This is a genomic window from Halorubrum salsamenti, from assembly GCF_007671685.1.
Lineage (GTDB): Archaea > Halobacteriota > Halobacteria > Halobacteriales > Haloferacaceae > Halorubrum > Halorubrum salsamenti.
In genome coordinates this window covers 67,781-88,151 of sequence record NZ_VCNL01000003.1, presented here as the reverse complement: position 1 = coordinate 88,151, position 20,371 = coordinate 67,781, and the positions used below count along the sequence as shown (strand labels likewise).

Sequence of the window (20,371 nt, the reverse complement as noted above, 5' to 3'; positions counted from 1 at the left end):
CGCAATGGATCGCGAGCAGGCCGTCGCCCGGTTAGAGACCCTCGTCGACCGCGTCGAACGCGAGACCATGCCGGTCCCCGTCCGCGAGGTGTGGGCGTTCGGCGACGTGGCGCTCGGGCTCGACCCGGTCGAGCGCCTCGACGTGTACGTCACGAAGGACGTGATCATGGGCGGCGACACCGAGGCGGCCGCCGACTTCGCGGCCGAGTACGGCGTCAAGGGCGTCGGCACCTCCGTGCGCGCCGAGTGGGCCGAGGCCCATCCCGATCGCGTGCGAGCGAGCGACAACGGGTACGCCGCGCCCGAGAAGTGCCTCGCGGCCGAGCTCGTCGCGGACGACGAGCCCATTCACCTCGAAGTGTGCAACGCGAGCTTCGAGGACAACGTGCGCCAGCGCCTGAAGGGCGCCCTCGCCCGCGACGCCTACGAGGAGGTGCTCGACCCCCGCGGGGTCTGCCTGTGGGTCGACGGCACCCGCGACGAGGAGGCGTTCGACCGGCTGCGGGAGGCCTCCCTCGCGATGCCGACGCTCCCCGCCGCGCTCGGGATGCTCGGCGCCGACGAGGACGTGGCCAACGAGGCCGCGGACGTGCTCAAGCGGCAGCGAGCCGAGCAGGAGGGGGCGTCGGTGCGCGGCGATATGGTGTGACTCGACGGGAGTAGGTGAAACAGATCGCTACCGACGGTCGCTTATAAGTGAACGATGCGGTGGCGCGTGCCGACGAGCGCCTTGGTAAGGGCGCGAGTCGCACGCGCGAGGGACGCGGCGAACGAAGTGAGCCGCGAGGCTGGGGAGGTGTGAGGCGCGGTTGCGGTGCGGTCGGGACGCAAAGGGGCAGTCGCGATTTCCGCGAGCGTAGCGAGCGGAAAGACGGGAGACGAAGTCTCCCGGAAGGACGAAGACGGGCGTTCACGAGAGCAACGCTCCCGTGAGCCAATCAGAACGCTCCGCGTTCTGATGACGACGTAAGGACCACAGGGAGCGAGCAACGCGAGCGACCGAGGACCGCAGCGAGCCCATCGAGTCGTCGCGGCTGGGGCTTTGGCGGTGTTCACCGCCGATTGTCAGTCACCCGTTTATAAGCGAGCGGCTGAGGCTTTGCAGGCCTCACCGTAGAGTCGTCAATCGCTTATAAACAGCCGCCGACAACACCTCAACTCGACTTATAAACAACCACTCGACCGATCCGCTTCACGTACTCTCTCACGCCACTCGTCCCGCGGTCACGTCGAAGGGGACGCGCTCGACGCGCTCGTACTCCTCGGCTCCGATCGCGTCGACCACCTCCCGACCCATCTCGCGCCAGCGCCGTCGGAGGTCGTCGTACGCGCGCTCGGAGGTCGCCGCGACCAGCTCCTCGCGGTGGTCGGCCAGCCCCGCGCCCGAGGCCTTCCGCGCCGCGGCGGTCAGCGCCGGCTCCGCGTACGGCGCCGCGACCCGCTTCTCGTGGACGTAGCGCCGGGTCCGAACCTCGTCCAGCCCCGCCGCCGCGAACGCCTCGCGGACGCGGTCGCCGAGCGCCACGTCGGTGTCGACTCCCCGCAGGTACGCCTCCCGCGCCTCCCGCTCCAAGCGCTCCTCGGCGTCGACGGTGGAGGCCACCGTCACGTCGGCGTTGTCGGGCTCGATCGCGGCCACCAGCTCAGAGGAAACCCGAGAAAACTCCCGGACCGCGGCGGCCGGGTCGGGGAGGTTGATGAGGAGGGCCTGACAGACGACGAGATCGACGGCGTCGTCCGGGAGGGGGAGCCGCGTCGCGTCGCCGGCGACGTACGGGAGCCCGGTCTCCTCGCGGGCGACCCCCAACAGCTCCGGGTCCGCGTCGACGCCGATCACGGTCGCGTCGGGCCCCGTCTCCGCGTCGAGGACCCGGGTCAGCTCCCCGGTGCCGCAGCCGACGTCGAGGACGCGGCGGCGGCTCGGCAGGTCGAGGTCCGTCAGCGCCTCCCGGCCGTCGGCCCACATCCCGCGACGGGTGTGTTCGAGATACTCCGCGGAGAAGCGTCGCACGCTCCCGCGTTCGACGCAGAGGAGAATAAACGTACGGAACTCGGTCGTCCGGGCAGGACCGTCCCTCACTCCGCGCCGTCCGTCTCGTCGCCGCCACCACCCTCGCCGTCGCCCCCGCCGATCCCCGCGAGGTCCGCGAGGAGAGCGGCGGTGACGCCGGCACAGTAGCCGACGAACGCCCCGCTCAACCCGACGAGCGCGAACGACATCGTCACCCCGCCCAGCGGCGCGTCGCCGCCGCCCACGCCGGGGACGCCGAACACGGTGCCGACGACTACGAGCGCGGCGAACACGAGGGCGGGCACGACGCCCACGGTCAGACACGCCGGTCCGCCGCAGCGCGCGTACGCCCCGGCGGCCGCGATCGGCGCCGGCGCGTAGAACACCAACAGCGGGACGAGTCGGTCCGTCACCGCCGCCGCGGTCTGGATGTCCGCGCGCTCGGCGAAGACCGCGACCGCCAGCGCCAGCGCCACGAGGCCGGCGAACCCCCCGACCATCGTGAGGGCCAACCGACGCCGCTGCCCGATCAGCAGCGCTTTCGTGGTGGTCATATCCGTGGATCAGGCTCTTGATATATAAAGGCGCGTCGGACGCTTTAAATGCCTCCGAACGACCCGATATTCGTCTGCTAACGGCCTACTCGCCCCAGGCTCACTCCGCCCGCAGCTCGCGGACGCGGTCGATGTTCCACGCGAAGCTCTTGCCGTTCTCGGTCGGCGTCTCCAGCGCGAGCGGCACGTCCGCCAGGTCCGGGTGATTGAGGAACCGCTCCATCCCGTCTTCGCCGATGAGCCCCTCGCCGATGTGGGCGTGCTCGTCTTTGTTGGTGCCGCAGGCGTGCTTCGAGTCGTTGAGGTGAATGTACTGAAGGTGCTCTAACCCGACCACGTCGTCGAACTCCGCGATCGTCTCGTCGACCGCTTCGGGCGTCGAGAGGTCGTAGCCCGCCGCGAACGCGTGAGCGGTGTCGACGCAGACGTCGATGTCCGTCTCCGTGCGGTCGATGATCCCGGCCAGATGCTCGAACTCGCCGCCGAGCTTCGTGCCCGCGCCCGCGTCGCTCTCGACCAGGATCGTGACCCCGTCGGGCACGTCGATGTCGTCGATCACCGACGCGGCGTTGTCGAGGCCGCCCTCGACGCCCGCTCCCGTGTGCGCGCCGAGGTGGACGTTGACGTACGGGATCCCGAGCTTGTCGGCCGCGTCGACCTCCTTCTGCATCGAGTCGAGCGACTTCTCGCGGAGCCCCTCCTTGGGCGTACAGAGGTTGACGAGGTAGGAGGTGTGGATCATCCACGGACCTTCCAGATCGCGTTCGGTGCCTTCTCGGAACCGCTCGGCCTCCTCGTCGCCGATGTTCGGGTCCTGCCACACCTGCGGGGAGTGGGTGAATATCTGTCCGCAGTTGCCGCCGACCTCCACCTGATTCTCGACCGCGTTGTCCACGCCGCCCGCGATCGAGACGTGCGCGCCGACCTTGAGGCTCATACCGTTTCCACGCGAGCGCCGGAAAAAGCCCCTTCGGAACCGGAGCGATCGCCGCCTGCGATCTGTCACGGCGGTCCTGCGTCTCCGACCCCCCGGGACGCTACGCGTGCCCGTTCCCGGGCTGTGTCCGGACCCACCCCTCGTCCCGGTACTTCGTCTCGACGAGCTCCTCCGCGCGCCGGAGTTCCGCGTCGGTCCACGAACCGTCGCGGTCGAGAGCGACGCCCTCGCGATCGTCGCCCTCCCCCGCCACCCACGCGACGAGCGCCGCCTCCACCGCCGCCACCGCGTCCGCCCGATCGATATCGGCGAGTTCGTCCATTCCGACGACCCGATCACGGAACTCGGCGGGCGTCACGGGCGGGTCTGCGAACGTCCCGAGGTGGCGCTCCGCCTCGACCGAGAACGTCAGCGAGCCGTGCTGAATGACGGCGTCTCGCTTCCGGTACTGGGCGTTGCCGGCGATCTTCCGTCGACGGTCGCCGCTGTCGACGGAGTCGCCGGAGGCGTCGGAGCCGCCGGAACCGCCGGCGACCACGTCGTGTGCCGGGTGCAGCTCCCGCAGGTAGCAGGCCGGGTGGTACAGCTCTGGCACCTCCTCCTCGACGTAGCCCGCGTCGATCCCGAGCCGATCGAAGGCGTCGAGGACGGGCTTACACAGCAGGTGGTAGCAGTCGAGCAGTTCGCCCGGCACGTCGGCGGCGGGGACGGCTATCGAGTACGCGATGTCACCGCGCCCGTCGTGGTAGATCCCGCCGCCGCCGGTCTGGCGTCGGGTCACGTCGATCCCCTCGCGCTCGCAGAACGCCCAGTCGACCGTCTCCGGGTCCTGTCGGTAGCCGAGGGAGAGACAGCTCGGGTCCCACCGGTACGTCCGCACGGTGGCCGGGCCGCCGGCGGCCGCCGTCTCCGCCGCCACCTCGTCGAGCGCCATCTGCATCGGGCCCGGCCGCGGCTCCTCCCGGATCAGCCGCCAGTCGCCCGCCGGCGCGGTCACCGTCCACCACCCGCGCTCCGCGATCGGCCACCGTCCGCGCTTCCCGATCGACTATCGCCCTCGTCCTGCGCTCCGTCCGCGTGCATACGACCCACGTCGGCGTCCCGTCCGAAAGCGGTTGCGTTCGAGGGGCCGTGATTCGATCCGCCCAGTCGATTTGATATCGTACAATATGATTTATACCGTCGCTCACCGGACGCGCGTCCCTTTTAGGAATCGCCGGAGTAGGGGCGCGTATGGTTCGAAACGTCGCCGGCGACATGGCCGAGCTCGATCCCGAGGACTTCTATCTCCTCTCGGGCGTCGAGCAGGGAATGCGCTTCTCGGAGTGGGTCCGCCGGGACAAGCTCCCCGATTACGCCGACCTGACGCGCGAGGAGGTCGACTACCGGATCGATCGGTGTCTCGACCGCGAGCTGATCGAACGGAAGACGATCCAGTACGAGGGGTACCAGCTCACCTTCGAGGGGTACGACGCGTTGGCGCTCCGGACGTTCGCCGAGCGCGAGACCATCGACGGCGTGGGCTCGCCCCTGGGGTTCGGTAAGGAGGGCGACGTGTACGAGGCGCAGTCGTTCAAACCCCTCGCTCTGAAATACCACCGCGAGGGGTACACGAACTTCCGCGAGGTGAACCGCGAGCGCGAGTACACCGCGGATCGCGACCACGTCTCCTGGCTGTACACCGCGCGCAAGGCGGCGGAACGGGAGTACGAGGCGATGGAGGCGCTGTACCCCGACGTGTCGGTGCCGCGGCCGGTCGACCACAACCGCCACGCCATCGTGATGGACAAGTTCGACGGCGTCGAGCTCGCGCGCGCGAAGCTCGATCCCGAACAGGCGATCGGCGTCCTCGACCTCGTCCTCCGAGAGCTGGTGACCGCTTACGACCTCGGGTGGGTCCACGCGGACATGTCCGAGCACAACGTCGCGGTCGCCGAGAGTGGGATCACGATCTTCGACTGGCCGCAGGCGGTCCCCGTCGACCACGAGAACGCCCGCGAGTTCCTCGAACGCGACGTGGAGAACCTCCTTCGATACTTCGGGCGGAAGTATCCCCACGAGGTGCCGCGTGGCGGGGACGTCGACGGGATAGCGGACGCGATCGTCGACGGCTCTTTTAAGTCGATTCGGGCGTTCGGCGGAGAATAAACCGCACTCGACTATATCGAATTGGTTAGCGACCGTATCGACCGTCCCGGTTGCGATCTCGTGCGAGGTGCCGCGGCACTGGTGTTCCGGATCCGTAATTGATTTATATTTTTAGGGAGACCTAAAATCATGGCGCACGTCGGCGAACCGGGCTCCACGCGGAGGGTCCGGTACCTCCTCGCGCTGTACATCGCGGAACACCGGGCGGGGACGCCGATCTCCCCCGGGCGGATCGCCGAGATGCTCGATCGTTCTCCGGCGGCGACGACGGAGATGCTCCAGCGGCTCGCGGCCGACGGGCTCGTCGCTCGCGAGCCGTACGAGGGGGTGACGCTCACCGACACCGGCCGGGAGCGCGCGAGCGATCTCCACGAGACGTACGTCGCGCTCTCGTGGTTCTTCCGCGACGTACTCGACCTCGACGCGCACGAGCGCGAGGCGATGGAGATGGCCGGACTGATCAGTCCCGAGGTCGCCGAACGGCTCGCCCACCTGCTGTTCGAGGACCTCGACGTCGACGCCGAGGGCCGTCCCGATGGCCTCGGCGTCTCGCCGAGCCGCGCGGAGTGACTCGGTGCCGACCGCATCCTTTTTATTTTAGGTCCACCTAAAGACTCTCAATGTCAGCAGGCGCCCGGTCCCGCACCGACTCTCGTCGCGAATCGGAATTCGAACAGAACCCGTCAGTCACCGTCTGTGAGGGGTGTCCCGGCCGGTCGGTGTTCATGGAGTCCGAGAACACGGACGGGTGGATCGCGAGCGACCACGTCGTCGACGTGACTCGGTGAGATGACGGACGAATCCCCCTCGGACGGGTCGGCGTCCTCGACGGACGACGACCGGACGGTCATTGCGGGTCGGAACTTCGAACAGGAGTATCGGGTTGACGCGAGCGAGGCCGGCGAGTTTCTGATCGCGCTCGGCGAGCAACTCCGCGACGGCGACGACCTCCGGATCGAGACGGAGGAGTGGGAGCTCCCCTTCGCGTTCGGCGAGCCCGTGGAACTCGACGTCGACTACGAGGGCGTCGGCGAACCGGAGTTAGAAATCGAAGTGACGCTGCCGGGTCGGACCGACCAGACGGCGCCGGACGTTCGTTAAAAGGGTAGCCGGTTTTCGGTCACTTCGTCGCGGACTCCACGACGAGCGTGTCGTCCTCGAGGTAGTGCTCGATGTGGTGCGCGTGCTCCTCGATCCCCTCCAGCTGCTCGCGGAGCATCTCCGCGGTCGCGTAGTCGCCGAGGCCCTCCGCGAGCTCGATGTGCTCCCGGTAGCTCTCGATGATGTCGCCCATCATCTCTAGGTCGTTCCCGAGCGACGTGCGGACGTCGTACACGTCCTCGTCTTCCGCCTCGACGGTGGCGTTCTCAGCGAGCGTCGTCATGCTGGCGTGCGGCACGCCGCCGAGCGCCTGCAGCCGCTCGGCGAGTTCGTCGGCGGCCGCCTCGACGTCCTCGTACACCTCTTGGAGGAACACGTGGACGTCGAGGAACTCCGCGCCCTCGACGTTCCAGTGGTGTTTGTGGAGCTGGTGGTAGAGGACGTACGCGTCCGCGAGGTCGACGTTCAGCGCCTCGATGATCTGTTCCGCCTTCTCGGGTTCGAGTCTGAGGGCGTTCTCTTCGACGGTGCCGGCGTGCTGCCGAGTCTCCTTCTGCGTGTTCATAACACTACGTCGTACGTCCTCTACCTACTTATAAGTTATCAATATTAAAACACTTTTTCGTACGACCTAAAACTCTACTACACCTCCGATAGGCGTCTTATCGGCGCCGTATTCTGACTTCTTGTCTGATCTTTTGAATTTATTCGACCGGCCGATGGCTCGGCGGGACGAGGGCAGGAACTCGCCGATCACCCTGATTTAGGCTTCCCTAAGATTCGAAAGCAATTTAATGCTTTAGGGAGGCCTAAACTATATGGGAAAGCACGCGGACCGGACCACGTCGACGCGCCGTACCACGTCGACGCGCCGTAACGCGATCAGGTACGGCGGCGCGGTCGCGGGGGCGGGACTGCTCGCGGGATGTCTCGGAGCGGGATCGGGCGCTCCCGGCTCGGACGGCGGCTCCGGCGGCCCTGACGGCACCGACGGATCGGACGACGCCGAGGCCGGAGGACCGGCCGGTTCCGACGGCGAGGGGACGGACGGCGACGGGTCCGCGGGCTCGTACTCCGTCGAGATGGCGCCGGTCGGCGAAGTGACGCTCGATACGGTTCCCGGGGACGTGATGGTCTACAGCCTCCTGTACGCGGACATGGCGGTCGCGTTCGGCCACGGCGACGCGGTGAACTCGCTCGGCTTCGACGCCGACGCCGGCGGGAACACGCTCGACGCCTACTACGCCGAGCTCGACGGCGTCGAGTTCGACCGGGAGGGGATCCGACAGCTCAACACGGGCTCCGGCGACGGGATCTCGGTCGACCGGGAGCTGCTCTACGAGCTCGACTCCGACCTCCACCTGGCGGACCCCTGCCTGTTCGCCTCCTTCGAGGGGTGGGACGAGGGCGACGTGGCGGAGGTCCGCGACAACGTCGCGCCGTGGTTCGGCAACGTGTTCAGCCGCCGGAACTCCGAGCCCCCGGAGTCGTGTCGCGACGGGTACGAGTACTACGGCCTCTGGGAGATCGCCGAGCGAGTCGCCGGCGTGTTTCGGGAGCCGGAGCGCTTCGAGGCGCTCTCGTCGGTCCACGACGGCCTGATCGAGACGGTGCAGGCGGACCTGCCGCCGGAGGGGGAGCGCCCGGCCGTCGGCACGCTCCTCTACATGGACGGGACCTACTACCCCTCGCGGCTCGACGACCCGGGGTTCGCCAACGCCCACGTGCGCCCCTTCGGCGTGGTCGACGCGTTCGGCGCCGACGACGTGACTTACGAGACCGCCTACGACCACGAACAGCTGCTGGAGGTCGACCCCGACGTAATCTTACACCAGTACGGGGTCGAGTCCTACTACGACGTGGCCGGCGTCCGCGAGGAGCTCGCCGACCACCCCGTCGCCGGCGAGCTCTCCGCGATCGAGAACGACCGGTTCTACCCCTCGGGGAACCCGGTACAGGGCCCGATCATGAACCTCTTCCAGATCGAGATGACCGCCAAACAGCTGTTCCCCGAGCGGTTCGGCGAGTGGCCGGCCTACGAACTCGGCGACGGCTACCCCGAGATCCCCGAGTCCGAGCGCCTCTTCGACCGCGGCCGAGTCGCGGAGATAGTCGCCGGTGATTCGGAATGAGCGACGACCTCGACCTCGACCTCGACGAGGCCGCCGGGGAGGTCGACTACGACGCGGTCGTGGTCGGCGGCGGTCCCGCCGGCTGCTCGGCCGCCGTCTTCCTCGCCCGCGAGGGGGGCGACGTCGCCGTGTTCGACCGCGGTCGGTCGTCGATCGCGCGCTGTGCGCACCTCGGGAACTACCTCGGTTTCCCGGCCGGGATCGACGTCGAGACGTTCTACGACCTCCTGCACGACCACGTCGACCGCGCGGGCGGCGCGCTCGTCGACGACCTCGTCGAGTCGGTCGAACGGCGGCATGAGGACGGGGAGGAGACGCGCTTCCGCGTCACCCCGCAGGAGGGCGAGCCGGTCACCGCCCGACGCGTGGTGGCGGCGACCCGGTACGACGGCGAGTACCTCCGCGGCCTCGACGACGACGCGGCGATGTTCGAGACCCACGACCACGGCGGCGAGGTCCACGAGCACTTCGACCGGGAGTACGCCGATCCCGACGGGACGACGCCGGTCGAGGGGCTCTACGTCGCCTCTCCCTCCGAGGCCGACCGACAGGCGGTCACGGCGGCCGGACGCGGCGCCCGCGTCGCCCGCCGGGTCGTCACGGACGCGCGGATCGCGGACGGCTGGTGGCCCGCGGCGGCCGAGGGCGTCGACTGGGTGCGCCGCGAGGCCGAGCGCGACGAGGAGTGGGCCGACCGCGAGCGCTGGGTCGAGTGGTTCGACGAACGACACGCCGACGCCCCCGTCGATCCGGACGCGGAGCGGTTCTCCCGTGTCCGCGAGGCGGCGATCGATTCGGCGCTGTCGGCGTACGTCGACGCCGACGAGGCGGAGGCGCGGGCGGCCGAGGGCCGGCGCGCGCTCGCCGGTCACCTCGACCCGGACGCCGTCGTCGACGCGCACGGCGCCGAGGCGCTGCTCGACGCGATGGACGACGAGGATATCGCCGCGTACGCGGAGGGGGCGCGATGAGCGGCGGGGGGTCGGTCGCCGGTGAGAGCGCCGCGCGCCGGGCGTCGGAGGGCCGGATCGGGTGGCTGTTCGATCCGAAGCTGGTCTCGGTCGCGCTCGCCAGCGTCGCGGTCGTCGTCGCCGGCGGGCTCGTGCAGGTGAGCTTCGGCGCGTACTCGATGACGGTCGGCGAGGCGTGGCGCGCCGTCCTCGATCCCGCGGTCCTCCTCGACCCCCGCTGGCTGTTGAACTTCGTCGTCGGCGAGGGACTGATGCGCTCGATCACCGGCTTTCAGGGGGAGCTGCCCGAGCTGGCGCACGGGACGCTCATCGTCTGGAACATCCGGCTCCCGCGGGTGTTCGTGGCCGCCATCGTCGGAATGAACCTCGGAATTTCGGGGGCCATCTTCCAGGCGGTCACCAGGAACGAGCTGGCGAGCCCGTTCATCCTCGGCGTCTCCTCGGGCGCGGGGCTGATGATCCTGCTGACGCTCGTGGTGTTCGGGGGGCTCTCGGCGTTCCTCCCACTGATCGCGGCGCTCGGCGGCGCGGTCGCGTTCCTGGTCGTCTACGCCATCGCGTGGAAGAACGGGACGAGCCCGGTCCGGCTCGTGCTCGCGGGCGTGATCGTCGGGACCGTCTTCAACAGCCTCCAGACGGGGCTGTTCTTCTTCGCGAACGACATCGGTGTCGTCCAGTCGGCGATCCAGTGGACGACGGGGTCGCTGACGGGGACCGACTGGGAGCAGGTCCGGATGGCGCTCCCGTGGACGGTCGCGGCGGTGGCGTTATCGCTCGCGGGGTCGCGGCAGCTGAACCTCCTCCTCCTCGGCGAGCAGACGGCGAAGTCGCTGGGGATGTCGATCGAGAGGGTCCGGTTCGCGCTCTCCGGCGTCGCCGTGCTGGCGGCGGCAGCCAGCATCGCGGTGGCGGGGATCGTCAGCTTCGTGGGGCTGATCGTCCCCCACATGGTCCGGAACCTCGTCGGCAGCGACTACAAGCGGGTGATCGTGGGCTGCCTGTTCGTCGGCCCGGCGCTGATGGTCGCGGCCGACGTGGGCGCGCGCCTCGGAATGGGCGTGATCACGGGCGCGGACTCGCAGATCCCGGTCGGGATCGTCACCGGGCTGATCGGCGGCCCGTACTTCCTGTACCTGATGCGGCGGCAGCAGAACATGGGTGAGCTCTGAATGGCAACGGAACACGTAGACACGACGCGGACGGACGCGACGGACGGACCGGACGGATCGAACGGCGCCGACGCCCCGGGGGCGGGAACTCCGGGCGAATCCGCCGAGACGGACGCGAGCGACCTCGACGGCGAGGACCTCGTCTTGGGGTACCCGAACGCCCCGGAGCCCGTCATCGACGGCGAGTCGATCGCGGCGGAGCCCGGCGCGGTAACCGCGCTCGTCGGCCCGAACGGGTCCGGGAAGAGCACCCTGCTGAAGGGGTTGGCGACGCAGCTCGCGCCGGACGACGGCTCCGTGCTGGTCGACGGCCGCGACGTGCACGCGATGGACACGAAGGCGCTCGCCCGGAAGCTCGGGCTGCTCTCGCAGGAGAGCACCTCGCCCGACAGCATCACGGTCGAGGACTTGGTGTACCACGGCCGGTACCCGCACCGCGGGTTCTTCGAGCGGACGACCGACGAGGACGCGCGCGCCGTCGAGGAGGCGATCGAACTGGCCGGCTGCGGTCACCTTCGCGAGCGCGAGGTCGGAAGCCTCAGCGGCGGGCAGAAGCAGCTGGCGTGGATCGCGATGGTGTTAGCGCAGGACACCGACGTGCTCCTCCTCGACGAGCCGACGACGTTCCTCGACCTCCACCACCAGATGGAGGTGATGGAGATCATCGAGACGCTGCGTTCGGAGAGCGACGTGACCGTCGTCGTCGTCCTCCACGACATCGAGCAGGCCGCCCGGCTCGCGGACCGGATGGTCGCGCTCAAGGACGGCGAGATCCGCGCCCGCGGCGCCCCCGAGGAGATCGTCACCGAGGAGCTGCTCGCGGACGTGTTCCGCGTCGACGCCGACGTGGCGCAGACCGAGAACGGCCCGCGCGTCACCCCGATTCGGGCGCGACACGAGGGAGCGGAGTAGAGCGCGAAATCGACCGCACACGACCCGCTCGTCGAGGGTCCGTCGGACGACGGGCGCGATCCGTCGCCCGACCGGTCGTCCGATCTATATTTTAGGCCGACCTAAAGATCGGAACGATTTTAATTGTTTAGGCTAGCCTAAAAACATGGTCAGGGACGATGCGGCACACGGGGAATCGACCCGCAGAGCGTTCGCGAAGTACGGCGGCACCGTCGCCCTCGGCGGTCTCCTCGCCGGTTGCACCGGCGGAACCGACAGCGGTAACAGTAGCGACGGCGCGGAGGAGGGTGACGGCGACGGGGACACGGAGACCGCCTCGACGACCTCGACCGAATCGGACGACGGGACCGAGGGGTCGGAGGAACTCCCGTACACCGCCGCCATGGAACCCGTCGGTGAGGTGACCTTCGAGGCGGTCCCGGAGCGGTGGGTCGCGTACGACGGCGGCTTCGCGGACATGGCCGTCGCGCTCGGGAAAGGCGACGGGTTGGCCGGCATCGGCAACGCCGATCGGTACTACACGTACGTCTACGACGAACTTCCGGGAGTCGACATCGATCGGAGCCCGATCGAGTCGCACCCGGAGGTCAGGACGAAAGAGCAGTTCTACGAGATCGACGCCGACGTCCATCTGTACGACCCCCAAATGCTCGTCAATTGGTTCGACTGGGGGGAGGCTGACGTCACGGAGATCCGTGACAACGTCGCCCCGTTCTTCGGCAACCTGATCTTTCGCCGCTCAGATGAGTGGCACGACTACCGGTACTACACGCTGTACGAGGCGTTCGAGCGGATCGCGGCGGCGTTCGACGAGCGCGAGCGCTACGAGGCGTTCGCCGAGCTCCACGAGTCGTTCATCGCCGACGTGCAGGGGCGCCTTCCCCCGGTCGACGAGCGGCCCAACGTGTTTCTGACGTTCGAGGGAACCGACGAACCGGAGACCTTCTCACCGTATCGGCTGGTCGACAAAGGGACGAGCAAGAAGCAGTGGCTCGATCTGGGCGTGACCGACGCGCTCGCGGGAACGGACGTCGAGAACCTCAGCACCACGAACCGCGGAGAGCTCGACTACGAGAACATGCTCGAAGTAGATCCGGACGTCATCCTCGTCCGCGGACACGAGCGCAAATCACCGACGGAGTTCCGCGACACGGTCCTCGCCTATATGGAGGATCACCCCGTCGGAAGCGAGCTCACGGCGGTCCAGAACGGTCGCGTGTACCGCGGCGGCTACCTCTATCAGGGACCGATCCACAACCTCTTTTTGACGGAACGGGCCGCGAAGCAGCTGTATCCGGATGAGTTCGGGCCAGTCACCGGCGACGAGGAGCTGTTCGACCGCCAGCGCGTTGCGGATATTATCAACGGGGAGTTCTGATAATGGACACCAACGACACGACTGACCGCGAGACGCCGACGCGAAGAGAGACGATCAAGTACGGCGGCACCGTCGCCCTCGGCGGTCTCCTCGCCGGGTGCACCGGCGGCGACGGCGCCGAACCCGATTCGTCCGACGACGGCGCGACCGAGAACGGCTCGGCCGACGACGCTTCGACCGACGACGGCTCGGAGGACTCACAGTCCGAAGGCGACGCGAGCTACACGGCGTCGATCTCGCCGACGGGCGAGGTGACCTTCGAGTCGCCGCCGGAGACGGTGTTCACGCGGCTCACCCACCACGCGGACATGGCGTTCGCGCTCGGGCGGGGGGACGACGTCACCGCGCTGCACGCGCCCGACTACTACGACGGGCTCTGGAACCAGTACGTCGAGCGCCTGCCGGGCGTCTCGCTCGACTGGTCCGGGCTCTACTCCTCGTGGGAGCCGGACAAGGAGAAGCTGTACGAGCTCGACAGCGATATCCACCTCGCGGATCCCGCGTGGGTGACGCAACTGGAGGGGTGGGACCGAGAAGATATCGACGAGATCGCCGAGAACGTCTCGCCGTGGTTCGGCAACTCCCTCAGCGACCGCCATCAGGAGCCCGCCGAGGAGTGGGCCGACGGCTACCAGTACTACGGGCTGTGGGAGCAGTTCGAGCGCGTCGCCGAGGCGTTCCGGGAGCGCGAGCGGTACGAGGCGCTCGCCGAGGTCCGCGAGGGCCTCCTGTCGACGATCGAGGACCGCCTACCGCCGGAGGAGGAGCGCCCGACCGCGATCATGATCGCCGCGGCCGACATCGAACAGATCTACGCGTACACCCTGAGCAACCCCGGGTTCCTCACGTCGCACACGCGCCCGCTCGGGCCGCGCGACGCGTTCGAGGGGAGCGTCGAGTCCGGGACGGTCGTCGACTTCGAGACGATACTCGAGGCCGACCCCGACGTGATCCTCTACCTCGGCGGCATGGAGCCGGGAACGGATATGGCCGGGCGGCGGGCCGCCTTCGAGGAGGACGCCGTCGGCTCGCAGGTCACGGCGGTTCAGAACGACCGCATCCACCCGCAGGGCGCCCGGTATCAGGGGCCGATACTCAACCTCTTCCAGCTGGAGATGACGGCGAAGCAGCTCTACCCCGACGAGTTCGGCGCGTGGCCGCGGTACGAGTCGGGACCGTACCCGGAGATCCCCGAGGACGAACGGCTGTTCGACCGCGGGCGCGTCGCGGACGTCATCAACGGGGACCTGTAGATGCGGGCCCGCGAGTGGACGGTCGCGGCCGCATTCGGCGACCCGACGGCGTACGACGTGCCGGATCTCCCGACGTGGCGGGTCGAACGCGGCGCCGACGGCGACCTCGCGTTCGCAGCCGCCGACAGCGACGAGCCGTTCATCGCGGCGGAACGACCGGTTCGGGTGCGGCGATGAGCGCGCGGTGCCCCCGTCCCGACGAGGCCGCGGGAGCAACCGAAGTCGAACCGGTCCCGGACCGAAGCGACTACGACGGCTCGCGCGCGCCGAGGGATATGGCGATCGACAGCGACGATCCGCGACTCGCACGGGGGATCGACCGATGAACGGTGACGAGATGTCCGCGGACGACGAGACCGACCCGCACCGCTCTCGCGACGTGGTCGTCGTCGGCGGCGGCGTCGCCGGCCTCTCCGCGGCCGTGTTCACGGCCCGGCAGGGGCTCGACACGCTCGTGGTCGATGACGGCGGGTCGCTCCTGCGCCGGAACGCGCACCTGGAGAACTTCCCCGGCTTCCCGCTCGGCGTGGACGCCCGGCGCCTGCTCGACCTCCTCGCCGAGCAGGCCGCGACCGCGGGCGCAGACCGGCTCGACGACCGAGCGACGCGCGTCTCGGCGGTCGACTCCGGCGGCGCGGGCGGTTCCGACCCGGACGACGACGCCCGGTTCGCCGTCGAAGTCGACGCTGACGGCGCGGGCGACGGCGACGGCGCGGGCGACGGCGACGACCCCCGCGCCCCGATCCGGACCCGGTACGTCGTCGCGGCGACGAAGAACGAAGTCGGCTATCTCGCGGACGTCGAGGGGGTCGGCATCCTCGACCGCGGGAAGTCGTACGTCGACACCGACGAGCGCGGGCGGACCGGCGTCGACGGGCTGTACGCGGCCGGTCGACTCGCGGAGAAGCCGCATCAGGCGGCGGTGTGCGCGGGCCACGGCGCCGAGGTCGGCGTGACGATCTTGGAGGAGGACGACCGCGGGTTCTACCACGACTGGGTCGCGCCCGAGGGGTACTTCACCGACCGGGACCGTCAGGTGCCGCCGGGCTGCGAGGAGATAGACGCGGACGAACGCCGCGAGCGCGAGGAGCAGTCGCGCGAGGCGATCCGAGAGCGGTTCGCGGCGCCGCACCCGGACCCGCAGGAGACCCACCCGAGTCTGGAGGAGTGAGCCGCGCGCGGAGGTGACACACGTGATCGGAACGACGCTACTCGAGATCAGCGACCACATCGAATCGCTCGCGAGCGAGACGGGCGAGTACTCGCTCGTCTGCGCGCGGTACGGCGACCGACCGGTCCCGGCCGCCGGGCTCCGGTTCGAGAGCCGGCCAGTCGCGCGTGCCGCGGCGCGCGCCACCGAGCAGTACCGCGACGCGCTTCGCCGGTACGACCCGCGGCTGCCGTACTACGACGTGATCGTTCGACAGGAGTTCGCGGACGACGGTTCGGCGGTCGAGTCCGCCGGCGACGCCCGCGGGCCGGACGGACCCGACGAGCCGTCCAACGACCCGCACGACGTACGCCGATTCTCGGCCGCGGAGGCGTCCGAGTGGAGCCTCTCCGACCCCGTGGTGGAGGGGGTGGAGGGAGTAGGGGGAACCGACGGTCGGGACGGTCGGGACGACCCGGGCGAGCCGAGCGGCCGCGACACCGACCGCGGGCGAGACCGCGTCGAGTTCTGCCACGAGGCGGCGGCCGCGGTGTTCGAGGCGCTGTCGGCCGGCGGTCACGCCGACGCCGAGTCGGCGGTGATGGACGCGTACTTCGACCTCGCCGAGCGCGTGAGCGATCCGGACGACCTCTGTCTGTGCCTCCTCGAAGCGATGGCCGAGGCCCTCCACCGGCGGCTTACCCCCGACGAACAGGCGGCGGTGCTGGCGGCCGCGGCGGCGGGGCTCCCGCCCGTCTCCGCGGACGATCCGGTCTCCGGCGCGTTCGAGCGCCTCGCGGGGGCCGGCGTCGTCGACGGGTACGCCCGCGATCCCGATTCGACGGCCGAGAGCGCGACCGTCCTGGTGACCGACTGCGCGCTCACGGCTCGCGACGGGCGGTTCCCGACGCTGCCGCTGGTCCTCGAACTGTACCGCAGAACGGAGCCGGACCGCCGCCACGACGCGGTCCGGATCGCCTCCGTCGACGAGGGCTGGCAGGTCAGCCTCTCCGTCGGTTCCGACGGCGAGCCGGTCGGGATCGCCAGCGCGGCGATCCGGTCGTAACCTGTGTGTGTCGCCGCCGGGCGGCGGGGCCGTCGACGGCCCTGACGCGAGTTCGCCGTTACTCGTCGTCTGCCTCGTCCGTCCCGTCCGTCTCTTCGGAGTCCTCACCGTCCGCCTCGATCCGCACGAGATCCGCCTCGATGTCCTCCACGAAGGCGCCCTGTCCCCCCACTGTGACGGTCTCGCCGTCGTCGGTCTCGACGACGAGCGAGTGTTGGACCGGGAACTCGTTGTTCGTCGGCTCCACCATCCCCTGTTTCGACTCGACGACGCGACCGCTGATCTCGGCCGGCTCGTCGGCGTCGGTCCACCGGCCGCCCACGGTGACGTGCGGCGTCTCCCCGGCTCGGAGCCGGAGCGTGGTCTGGAAGACGGTGTGCCTGAAGTTCGCGTACTCGACCGGGAGCGACGCGGGCGGCGCCGTCGCGAGCTCGTTCGCGGCCGGCCAGTAGTTCCCGAGGAACGAGCCGACGATCACGGGCGCGAGCTGCTCCTGCGAGAAGTGGATCGCCTGCCGGTCGGTGTTGGACCGGCGCAACAGCTCCGGCGGGGCGACGACGCCGGCCGCGGAGTCGACCGTGAGCAGCGTCGGCATCGCCTCGCTCCACGTCCGGACGACGCTGGCGACGCCGTCGAGCTCCCCGGCGAAACCGCCCGGAACCTCGCTCGCGTCGGAGACGATGAGCAGCACCAGCACGCCGCGGTCGACCGCCTCGACGAGGGAGTCGCGGATCTCGGCGAGGTGTTCGGCCGTGATCGACAGCGCCACCTCGTCCTCGGCTCCGGCGAGCAGCGAGCGGATCCGCTTTATCACTGTCACCCGCGATTTGATCACCTCGAACTGCTCGGTCTGTCGCTCCGCCCGCGAGAAGCGCTCTTCGAGACCGGGGCGGATCGCGTCGACGTCCGAGCGGAGCCGGTTTATCACCTCGTCCGGCGGGTTCGCGCGGATCGTCGTCGGCACGACGTGGTCGTTCACCTCGACGAAGCCGCGCTCCGCGAGCGACTCGCTCACGCTGTAGACGTAGCGTTTCGACACGCCGGCGGCGTCGGCGACGGTGCTCGCCTTCGCCTCGCCGTGCTCCAAGAGACTGAGGTACGTGTCGACCTCCTTGTCCGAGAGCCCGAACCGGCGGAGAAGATCGTTCAGCGTCCGGTCGTCCATATGACAGGGATGCGCGAGGGAATCACTTATAAGGGTCGCCTCGCCCGTCGCGGCGGCGAGCGCCTCGAAGACGATTCTCCTACCGCAGGACCGCGACGGTCTCGACCGGGACCGTCCTCCCGATCGGTGTCCCGTCGGTCGGCTCGCTATCGGTCGACTCGCCACCGACCGACCCATCGTCGTCGCCCGCGAACAGGTCGGCCTCGAACTCCGGCGGAACCGCCACGGTCGCCGGTCGGTCCGCGAAGTTGACGACGACGAGGAGGGGGTCGGCGTCCGCGACCGGGTCGTCGCCCTCGGAACCGCCGGTCGCCGGCGTGCGTTCGTACGCAGTCACGCGCTCGGGGTCGCCGTCGACGACCGACACGTCGGCGGCGCGCCCCCCGAAGTCGACGGCGCCGTCTCGGAGGATCGGCTCGTACTCCCGGAGCGCGGCGAGGTCGCGGTGGAAGTCGGTCAGGGCGTTGTCGCCGTCGTGCCACCGGATCGGCCCCCGGTACGTCTCGTTGCCGCGCTCCTGTCCGGCGTAGACCATCGGCGCCCCGGGGAGCGTGAACGTCGCCGCGGCGGCCGCCTTCAGCGCCCCTCGGCCGTACTCCGCGAGGTAGCGCTCCTCGTCGTGGTTCTCCACGTAGCGCATCTGGAGGCTCGGGTCGCCGAACCCGAGCCACTCGGCGCGAGCGAACGCGTCGGCGATCGAGTCGGCAGGCGAATCGCCCGCCCCGATATCCCGGAGCACGTCGTACAGGGAGGTGTCGTAGTGGAGGTCGAACTCTCCCTCGCCGTAGAAGGGGTCGTGCGGGAGCGTCTCGTCGAGCAGGAGGACGTCGTCGGTCACGCGCTCGCCGACCTCCTTCCAGAAGCCGTGGGGGACGCCCCACGCCACGTCGGCGCGGAAGCCGTCGACGACCGCGCTCCACTCGTCGACCACGTCGAGCAGCCACTCGCGGACCGCCGGACTGTCGAAGTTGAGGTTCGGGATCCGGCGCCAGTTGAAGTAGTACTCCGGCATGTCGCCGTCGGCGAGCTCCGCCCAGTCGGTGCCGGTCACGTCGAAGTCGCCGTCGGCCCGCCGGTAGTGGTCGGCGTATTCATCCACGCCGGCGGCGTGCATCTGGAAGGCGGGGTGGTCGCGGGAGGTGTGGTTGATGACGAGGTCGAAGATCACCCTGATCCCCGACTCGTGGCAGGTCGCGACCAGGGACTCGAACGCCTCGCGGGAACCGAGGTCGGCGGCGGTGTCGTAGTAGTCGGTGACGTGGTAGCCGTGCTCCGTCGGCGAGGCGAGCACGGGGGTGAGCCACAGCGCGTCGACGCCGAGGCTCTCGATGTAAGGAACCCGACGCTCGATCTCGCGGAACGTCGTCGGGAGGGTGTCGCCCGCGAACGACCGGACGAAGGCCTCGTAGATCGTCGGCGAGTCGGCCCACTCCGGAGGCGCGTGGGGGTCGGAAACGGTCGCGTTACCCTCTTTGTCCCGTCCGATTCGCACCGTCTCAGCCGCGCCGTACCGGTCTCCGTGCGGGACGACGTGGATCCGGACTCCGTCCGAGCGGTCGCCGGGAAGCTCCGAGACCGGGACCGAGAGAGTGCCGTCCGCGGCCAGCGACTCGATCCGCGCGACCGCCTCGGGGGACGCGTCCCGGTCGTCGACGAGGAAGTCGACGGCGACGGGCGACTCGCCGCCGTTTCGTCCGGCACCGCCTTCGCCGTCGATGTCGGGCGGCGCCGCGGCGTCGGCGGCGATCCGGACAGACGGACCATCTCCCGCTCCGCTATCGACGACGCTCGCCGACACCGAGACGCGCGGTCGGCCCGGGCCCGGCACGACCGCCTCGTCGCCGTGCTCGTTGGACGGGTCGTCGTTGGCGACGAAGCTGAACCCGTGGCGGCCGGGCGGAACGCGGACCTCGCAGACCCAGTCGTCGCCGTCGCGCTCCGGGCGGTCGCGGGCGAGCAGGCGGTCGTTGTGGGGCCACATCAGCGAGACCCGGTCCACGTCGCCGTCGTCGACCGGCAGGTCCGCGGCGGGGACGCGGAGCTCGACCGACCGCCGCTCGTCGGGGTAGGCGCGCACGCGCTGGCGGTGGGTCCCGTCCGGGGCGTCGAGCGTCAGGACGTACGTGCCGGGCGCGTCGGGACGGAGGTGAATCACCGGTGCGTCCGGGCGACTCGTCTGGCCGGGGACGAGGACGTCTCCGTCACCACTGTCCCCGCCAACCCGGCCTCCGTCGTCGCGCGCGTCGCTCTCGGTCGGTGCGTCGCGGAGCGTCCACTCGTAGGACCCGTCGGGATCGGGGCTCCGCGGAGCCAGCTCGACGGATTCGCCGACGCTCGTCGTGCGCGGCGGACCGGGTTCGTGCATACGGAGTCCCGACGGCGGCTCGGCTTGAGGGTTTCCGTTCTTCAAACGCATGAATAATA

The 20,371-nt window shown here is 69.6% G+C and carries 22 protein-coding genes; 15 read left to right on the top strand and 7 right to left on the bottom strand.

Features of this window, described 5'->3' with window-relative positions; genetic code table 11:
• Window positions 1–4 precede the first annotated feature (4 nt).
• On the top strand, window positions 5–649 hold the full coding sequence (locus FGL94_RS09495; RefSeq protein ID WP_144924012.1) for a DUF7095 family protein: 645 nt from the start codon (window positions 5–7) through the stop codon (window positions 647–649).
• A gap of 555 nt (window positions 650–1,204) precedes the next feature.
• Here the strand turns inward: FGL94_RS09495 and FGL94_RS09490 are convergent.
• The 4 genes from FGL94_RS09490 to FGL94_RS09475 form a co-directional block, all read right to left on the bottom strand.
• Window positions 1,205–2,011, bottom strand: coding sequence for a class I SAM-dependent methyltransferase (locus FGL94_RS09490; RefSeq protein ID WP_144924010.1), 807 nt, complete (start codon window positions 2,009–2,011; stop codon window positions 1,205–1,207).
• Window positions 2,012–2,076: 65 nt separating this feature from the next.
• Complete coding sequence (locus tag FGL94_RS09485; RefSeq protein WP_144924008.1) at window positions 2,077–2,565, bottom strand: hypothetical protein; 489 nt, start codon at window positions 2,563–2,565, stop codon at window positions 2,077–2,079.
• Window positions 2,566–2,665: 100 nt separating this feature from the next.
• Window positions 2,666–3,502, bottom strand: coding sequence for a deoxyribonuclease IV (locus tag FGL94_RS09480; protein WP_144924005.1), 837 nt, complete (start codon window positions 3,500–3,502; stop codon window positions 2,666–2,668).
• A gap of 100 nt (window positions 3,503–3,602) precedes the next feature.
• Window positions 3,603–4,499 carry a lipoate--protein ligase family protein gene (locus tag FGL94_RS09475; protein WP_144924002.1) on the bottom strand — a complete coding sequence of 299 codons (897 nt, stop codon included), beginning with the start codon at window positions 4,497–4,499 and terminating at the stop codon, window positions 3,603–3,605.
• A 236-nt stretch (window positions 4,500–4,735) separates the two neighbouring features.
• Here FGL94_RS09475 and FGL94_RS09470 point away from each other — a divergent pair, with 236 nt between their 5' ends.
• From FGL94_RS09470 to FGL94_RS09460, 4 genes are all read left to right on the top strand, one after another.
• The gene (locus tag FGL94_RS09470) at window positions 4,736–5,650 is read left to right on the top strand and encodes a serine/threonine-protein kinase RIO2 (protein ID WP_144923999.1); all 915 of its coding nucleotides are present in this window, start codon (window positions 4,736–4,738) and stop codon (window positions 5,648–5,650) included.
• Between the two features lie 129 nt (window positions 5,651–5,779).
• Window positions 5,780–6,220 (top strand): metal-dependent transcriptional regulator, encoded by a 441-nt coding sequence (locus FGL94_RS09465; protein WP_144923996.1) that lies wholly within the window; start codon window positions 5,780–5,782, stop codon window positions 6,218–6,220.
• A gap of 50 nt (window positions 6,221–6,270) precedes the next feature.
• Entirely contained in the window at window positions 6,271–6,438 is a 168-nt protein-coding gene (locus FGL94_RS18280) for a hypothetical protein (protein ID WP_186313374.1), read from the top strand.
• 1 nt (window position 6,439) lies between these two features.
• Window positions 6,440–6,751 carry an amphi-Trp domain-containing protein gene (locus FGL94_RS09460; RefSeq protein ID WP_144923993.1) on the top strand — a complete coding sequence of 104 codons (312 nt, stop codon included), beginning with the start codon at window positions 6,440–6,442 and terminating at the stop codon, window positions 6,749–6,751.
• A gap of 19 nt (window positions 6,752–6,770) precedes the next feature.
• Here the strand turns inward: FGL94_RS09460 and dpsA are convergent, their stop codons facing one another.
• Window positions 6,771–7,316 carry a DNA starvation/stationary phase protection protein DpsA gene (gene dpsA, locus FGL94_RS09455; protein WP_144923990.1) on the bottom strand — a complete coding sequence of 182 codons (546 nt, stop codon included), beginning with the start codon at window positions 7,314–7,316 and terminating at the stop codon, window positions 6,771–6,773.
• Window positions 7,317–7,569: 253 nt separating this feature from the next.
• Between dpsA and FGL94_RS09450 the strand changes: the two genes are divergently transcribed.
• The 10 genes from FGL94_RS09450 (at window position 7,570) to FGL94_RS09415 (ending at window position 16,782) form a co-directional block, all read left to right on the top strand.
• Window positions 7,570–8,883, top strand: a complete 1,314-nt coding sequence (locus tag FGL94_RS09450) for an ABC transporter substrate-binding protein (RefSeq protein WP_144923987.1) — start codon at window positions 7,570–7,572, stop codon at window positions 8,881–8,883.
• Window positions 8,880–9,854, top strand: coding sequence for an FAD-dependent oxidoreductase (locus FGL94_RS09445; RefSeq protein ID WP_144923985.1), 975 nt, complete (start codon window positions 8,880–8,882; stop codon window positions 9,852–9,854). The genes FGL94_RS09450 and FGL94_RS09445 overlap by 4 nt, the downstream gene beginning before the upstream one ends.
• The gene (locus tag FGL94_RS09440; protein ID WP_144923982.1) at window positions 9,851–11,023 is read left to right on the top strand and encodes a FecCD family ABC transporter permease; all 1,173 of its coding nucleotides are present in this window, start codon (window positions 9,851–9,853) and stop codon (window positions 11,021–11,023) included. Before FGL94_RS09445 ends, FGL94_RS09440 begins: the two co-directional genes overlap by 4 nt.
• On the top strand, window positions 11,024–11,935 hold the full coding sequence (locus tag FGL94_RS09435) for an ABC transporter ATP-binding protein (protein WP_144923979.1): 912 nt from the start codon (window positions 11,024–11,026) through the stop codon (window positions 11,933–11,935).
• Window positions 11,936–12,080: 145 nt separating this feature from the next.
• Complete coding sequence (locus FGL94_RS09430; RefSeq protein WP_144923975.1) at window positions 12,081–13,313, top strand: ABC transporter substrate-binding protein; 1,233 nt, start codon at window positions 12,081–12,083, stop codon at window positions 13,311–13,313.
• A 2-nt stretch (window positions 13,314–13,315) separates the two neighbouring features.
• A complete protein-coding gene (locus tag FGL94_RS09425; protein ID WP_144923972.1) occupies window positions 13,316–14,566 on the top strand; it encodes an ABC transporter substrate-binding protein in 1,251 nt (416 codons plus the stop codon).
• A complete protein-coding gene (locus FGL94_RS18275; RefSeq protein WP_186313373.1) occupies window positions 14,567–14,743 on the top strand; it encodes a hypothetical protein in 177 nt (58 codons plus the stop codon).
• The gene (locus FGL94_RS18270; protein ID WP_186313372.1) at window positions 14,740–14,892 is read left to right on the top strand and encodes a hypothetical protein; all 153 of its coding nucleotides are present in this window, start codon (window positions 14,740–14,742) and stop codon (window positions 14,890–14,892) included. Before FGL94_RS18275 ends, FGL94_RS18270 begins: the two co-directional genes overlap by 4 nt.
• The gene (locus tag FGL94_RS09420; RefSeq protein WP_144923969.1) at window positions 14,889–15,737 is read left to right on the top strand and encodes an FAD-dependent oxidoreductase; all 849 of its coding nucleotides are present in this window, start codon (window positions 14,889–14,891) and stop codon (window positions 15,735–15,737) included. The genes FGL94_RS18270 and FGL94_RS09420 overlap by 4 nt, the downstream gene beginning before the upstream one ends.
• A 22-nt stretch (window positions 15,738–15,759) precedes the next feature.
• Window positions 15,760–16,782: a DUF7551 domain-containing protein gene (locus FGL94_RS09415; RefSeq protein ID WP_144923966.1), complete on the top strand. Its 1,023-nt coding sequence runs from the start codon at window positions 15,760–15,762 to the stop codon at window positions 16,780–16,782.
• Window positions 16,783–16,840: 58 nt separating this feature from the next.
• Here FGL94_RS09415 and FGL94_RS09410 read toward each other — a convergent pair whose 3' ends face one another.
• Together FGL94_RS09410 and FGL94_RS09405 are read right to left on the bottom strand one after the other, a co-directional pair.
• Complete coding sequence (locus tag FGL94_RS09410) at window positions 16,841–17,947, bottom strand: TrmB family transcriptional regulator (protein ID WP_144923963.1); 1,107 nt, start codon at window positions 17,945–17,947, stop codon at window positions 16,841–16,843.
• A gap of 79 nt (window positions 17,948–18,026) precedes the next feature.
• Entirely contained in the window at window positions 18,027–20,312 is a 2,286-nt protein-coding gene (locus tag FGL94_RS09405; protein ID WP_144923960.1) for an alpha-amylase family glycosyl hydrolase, read from the bottom strand.
• Window positions 20,313–20,371 lie beyond the last annotated feature (59 nt).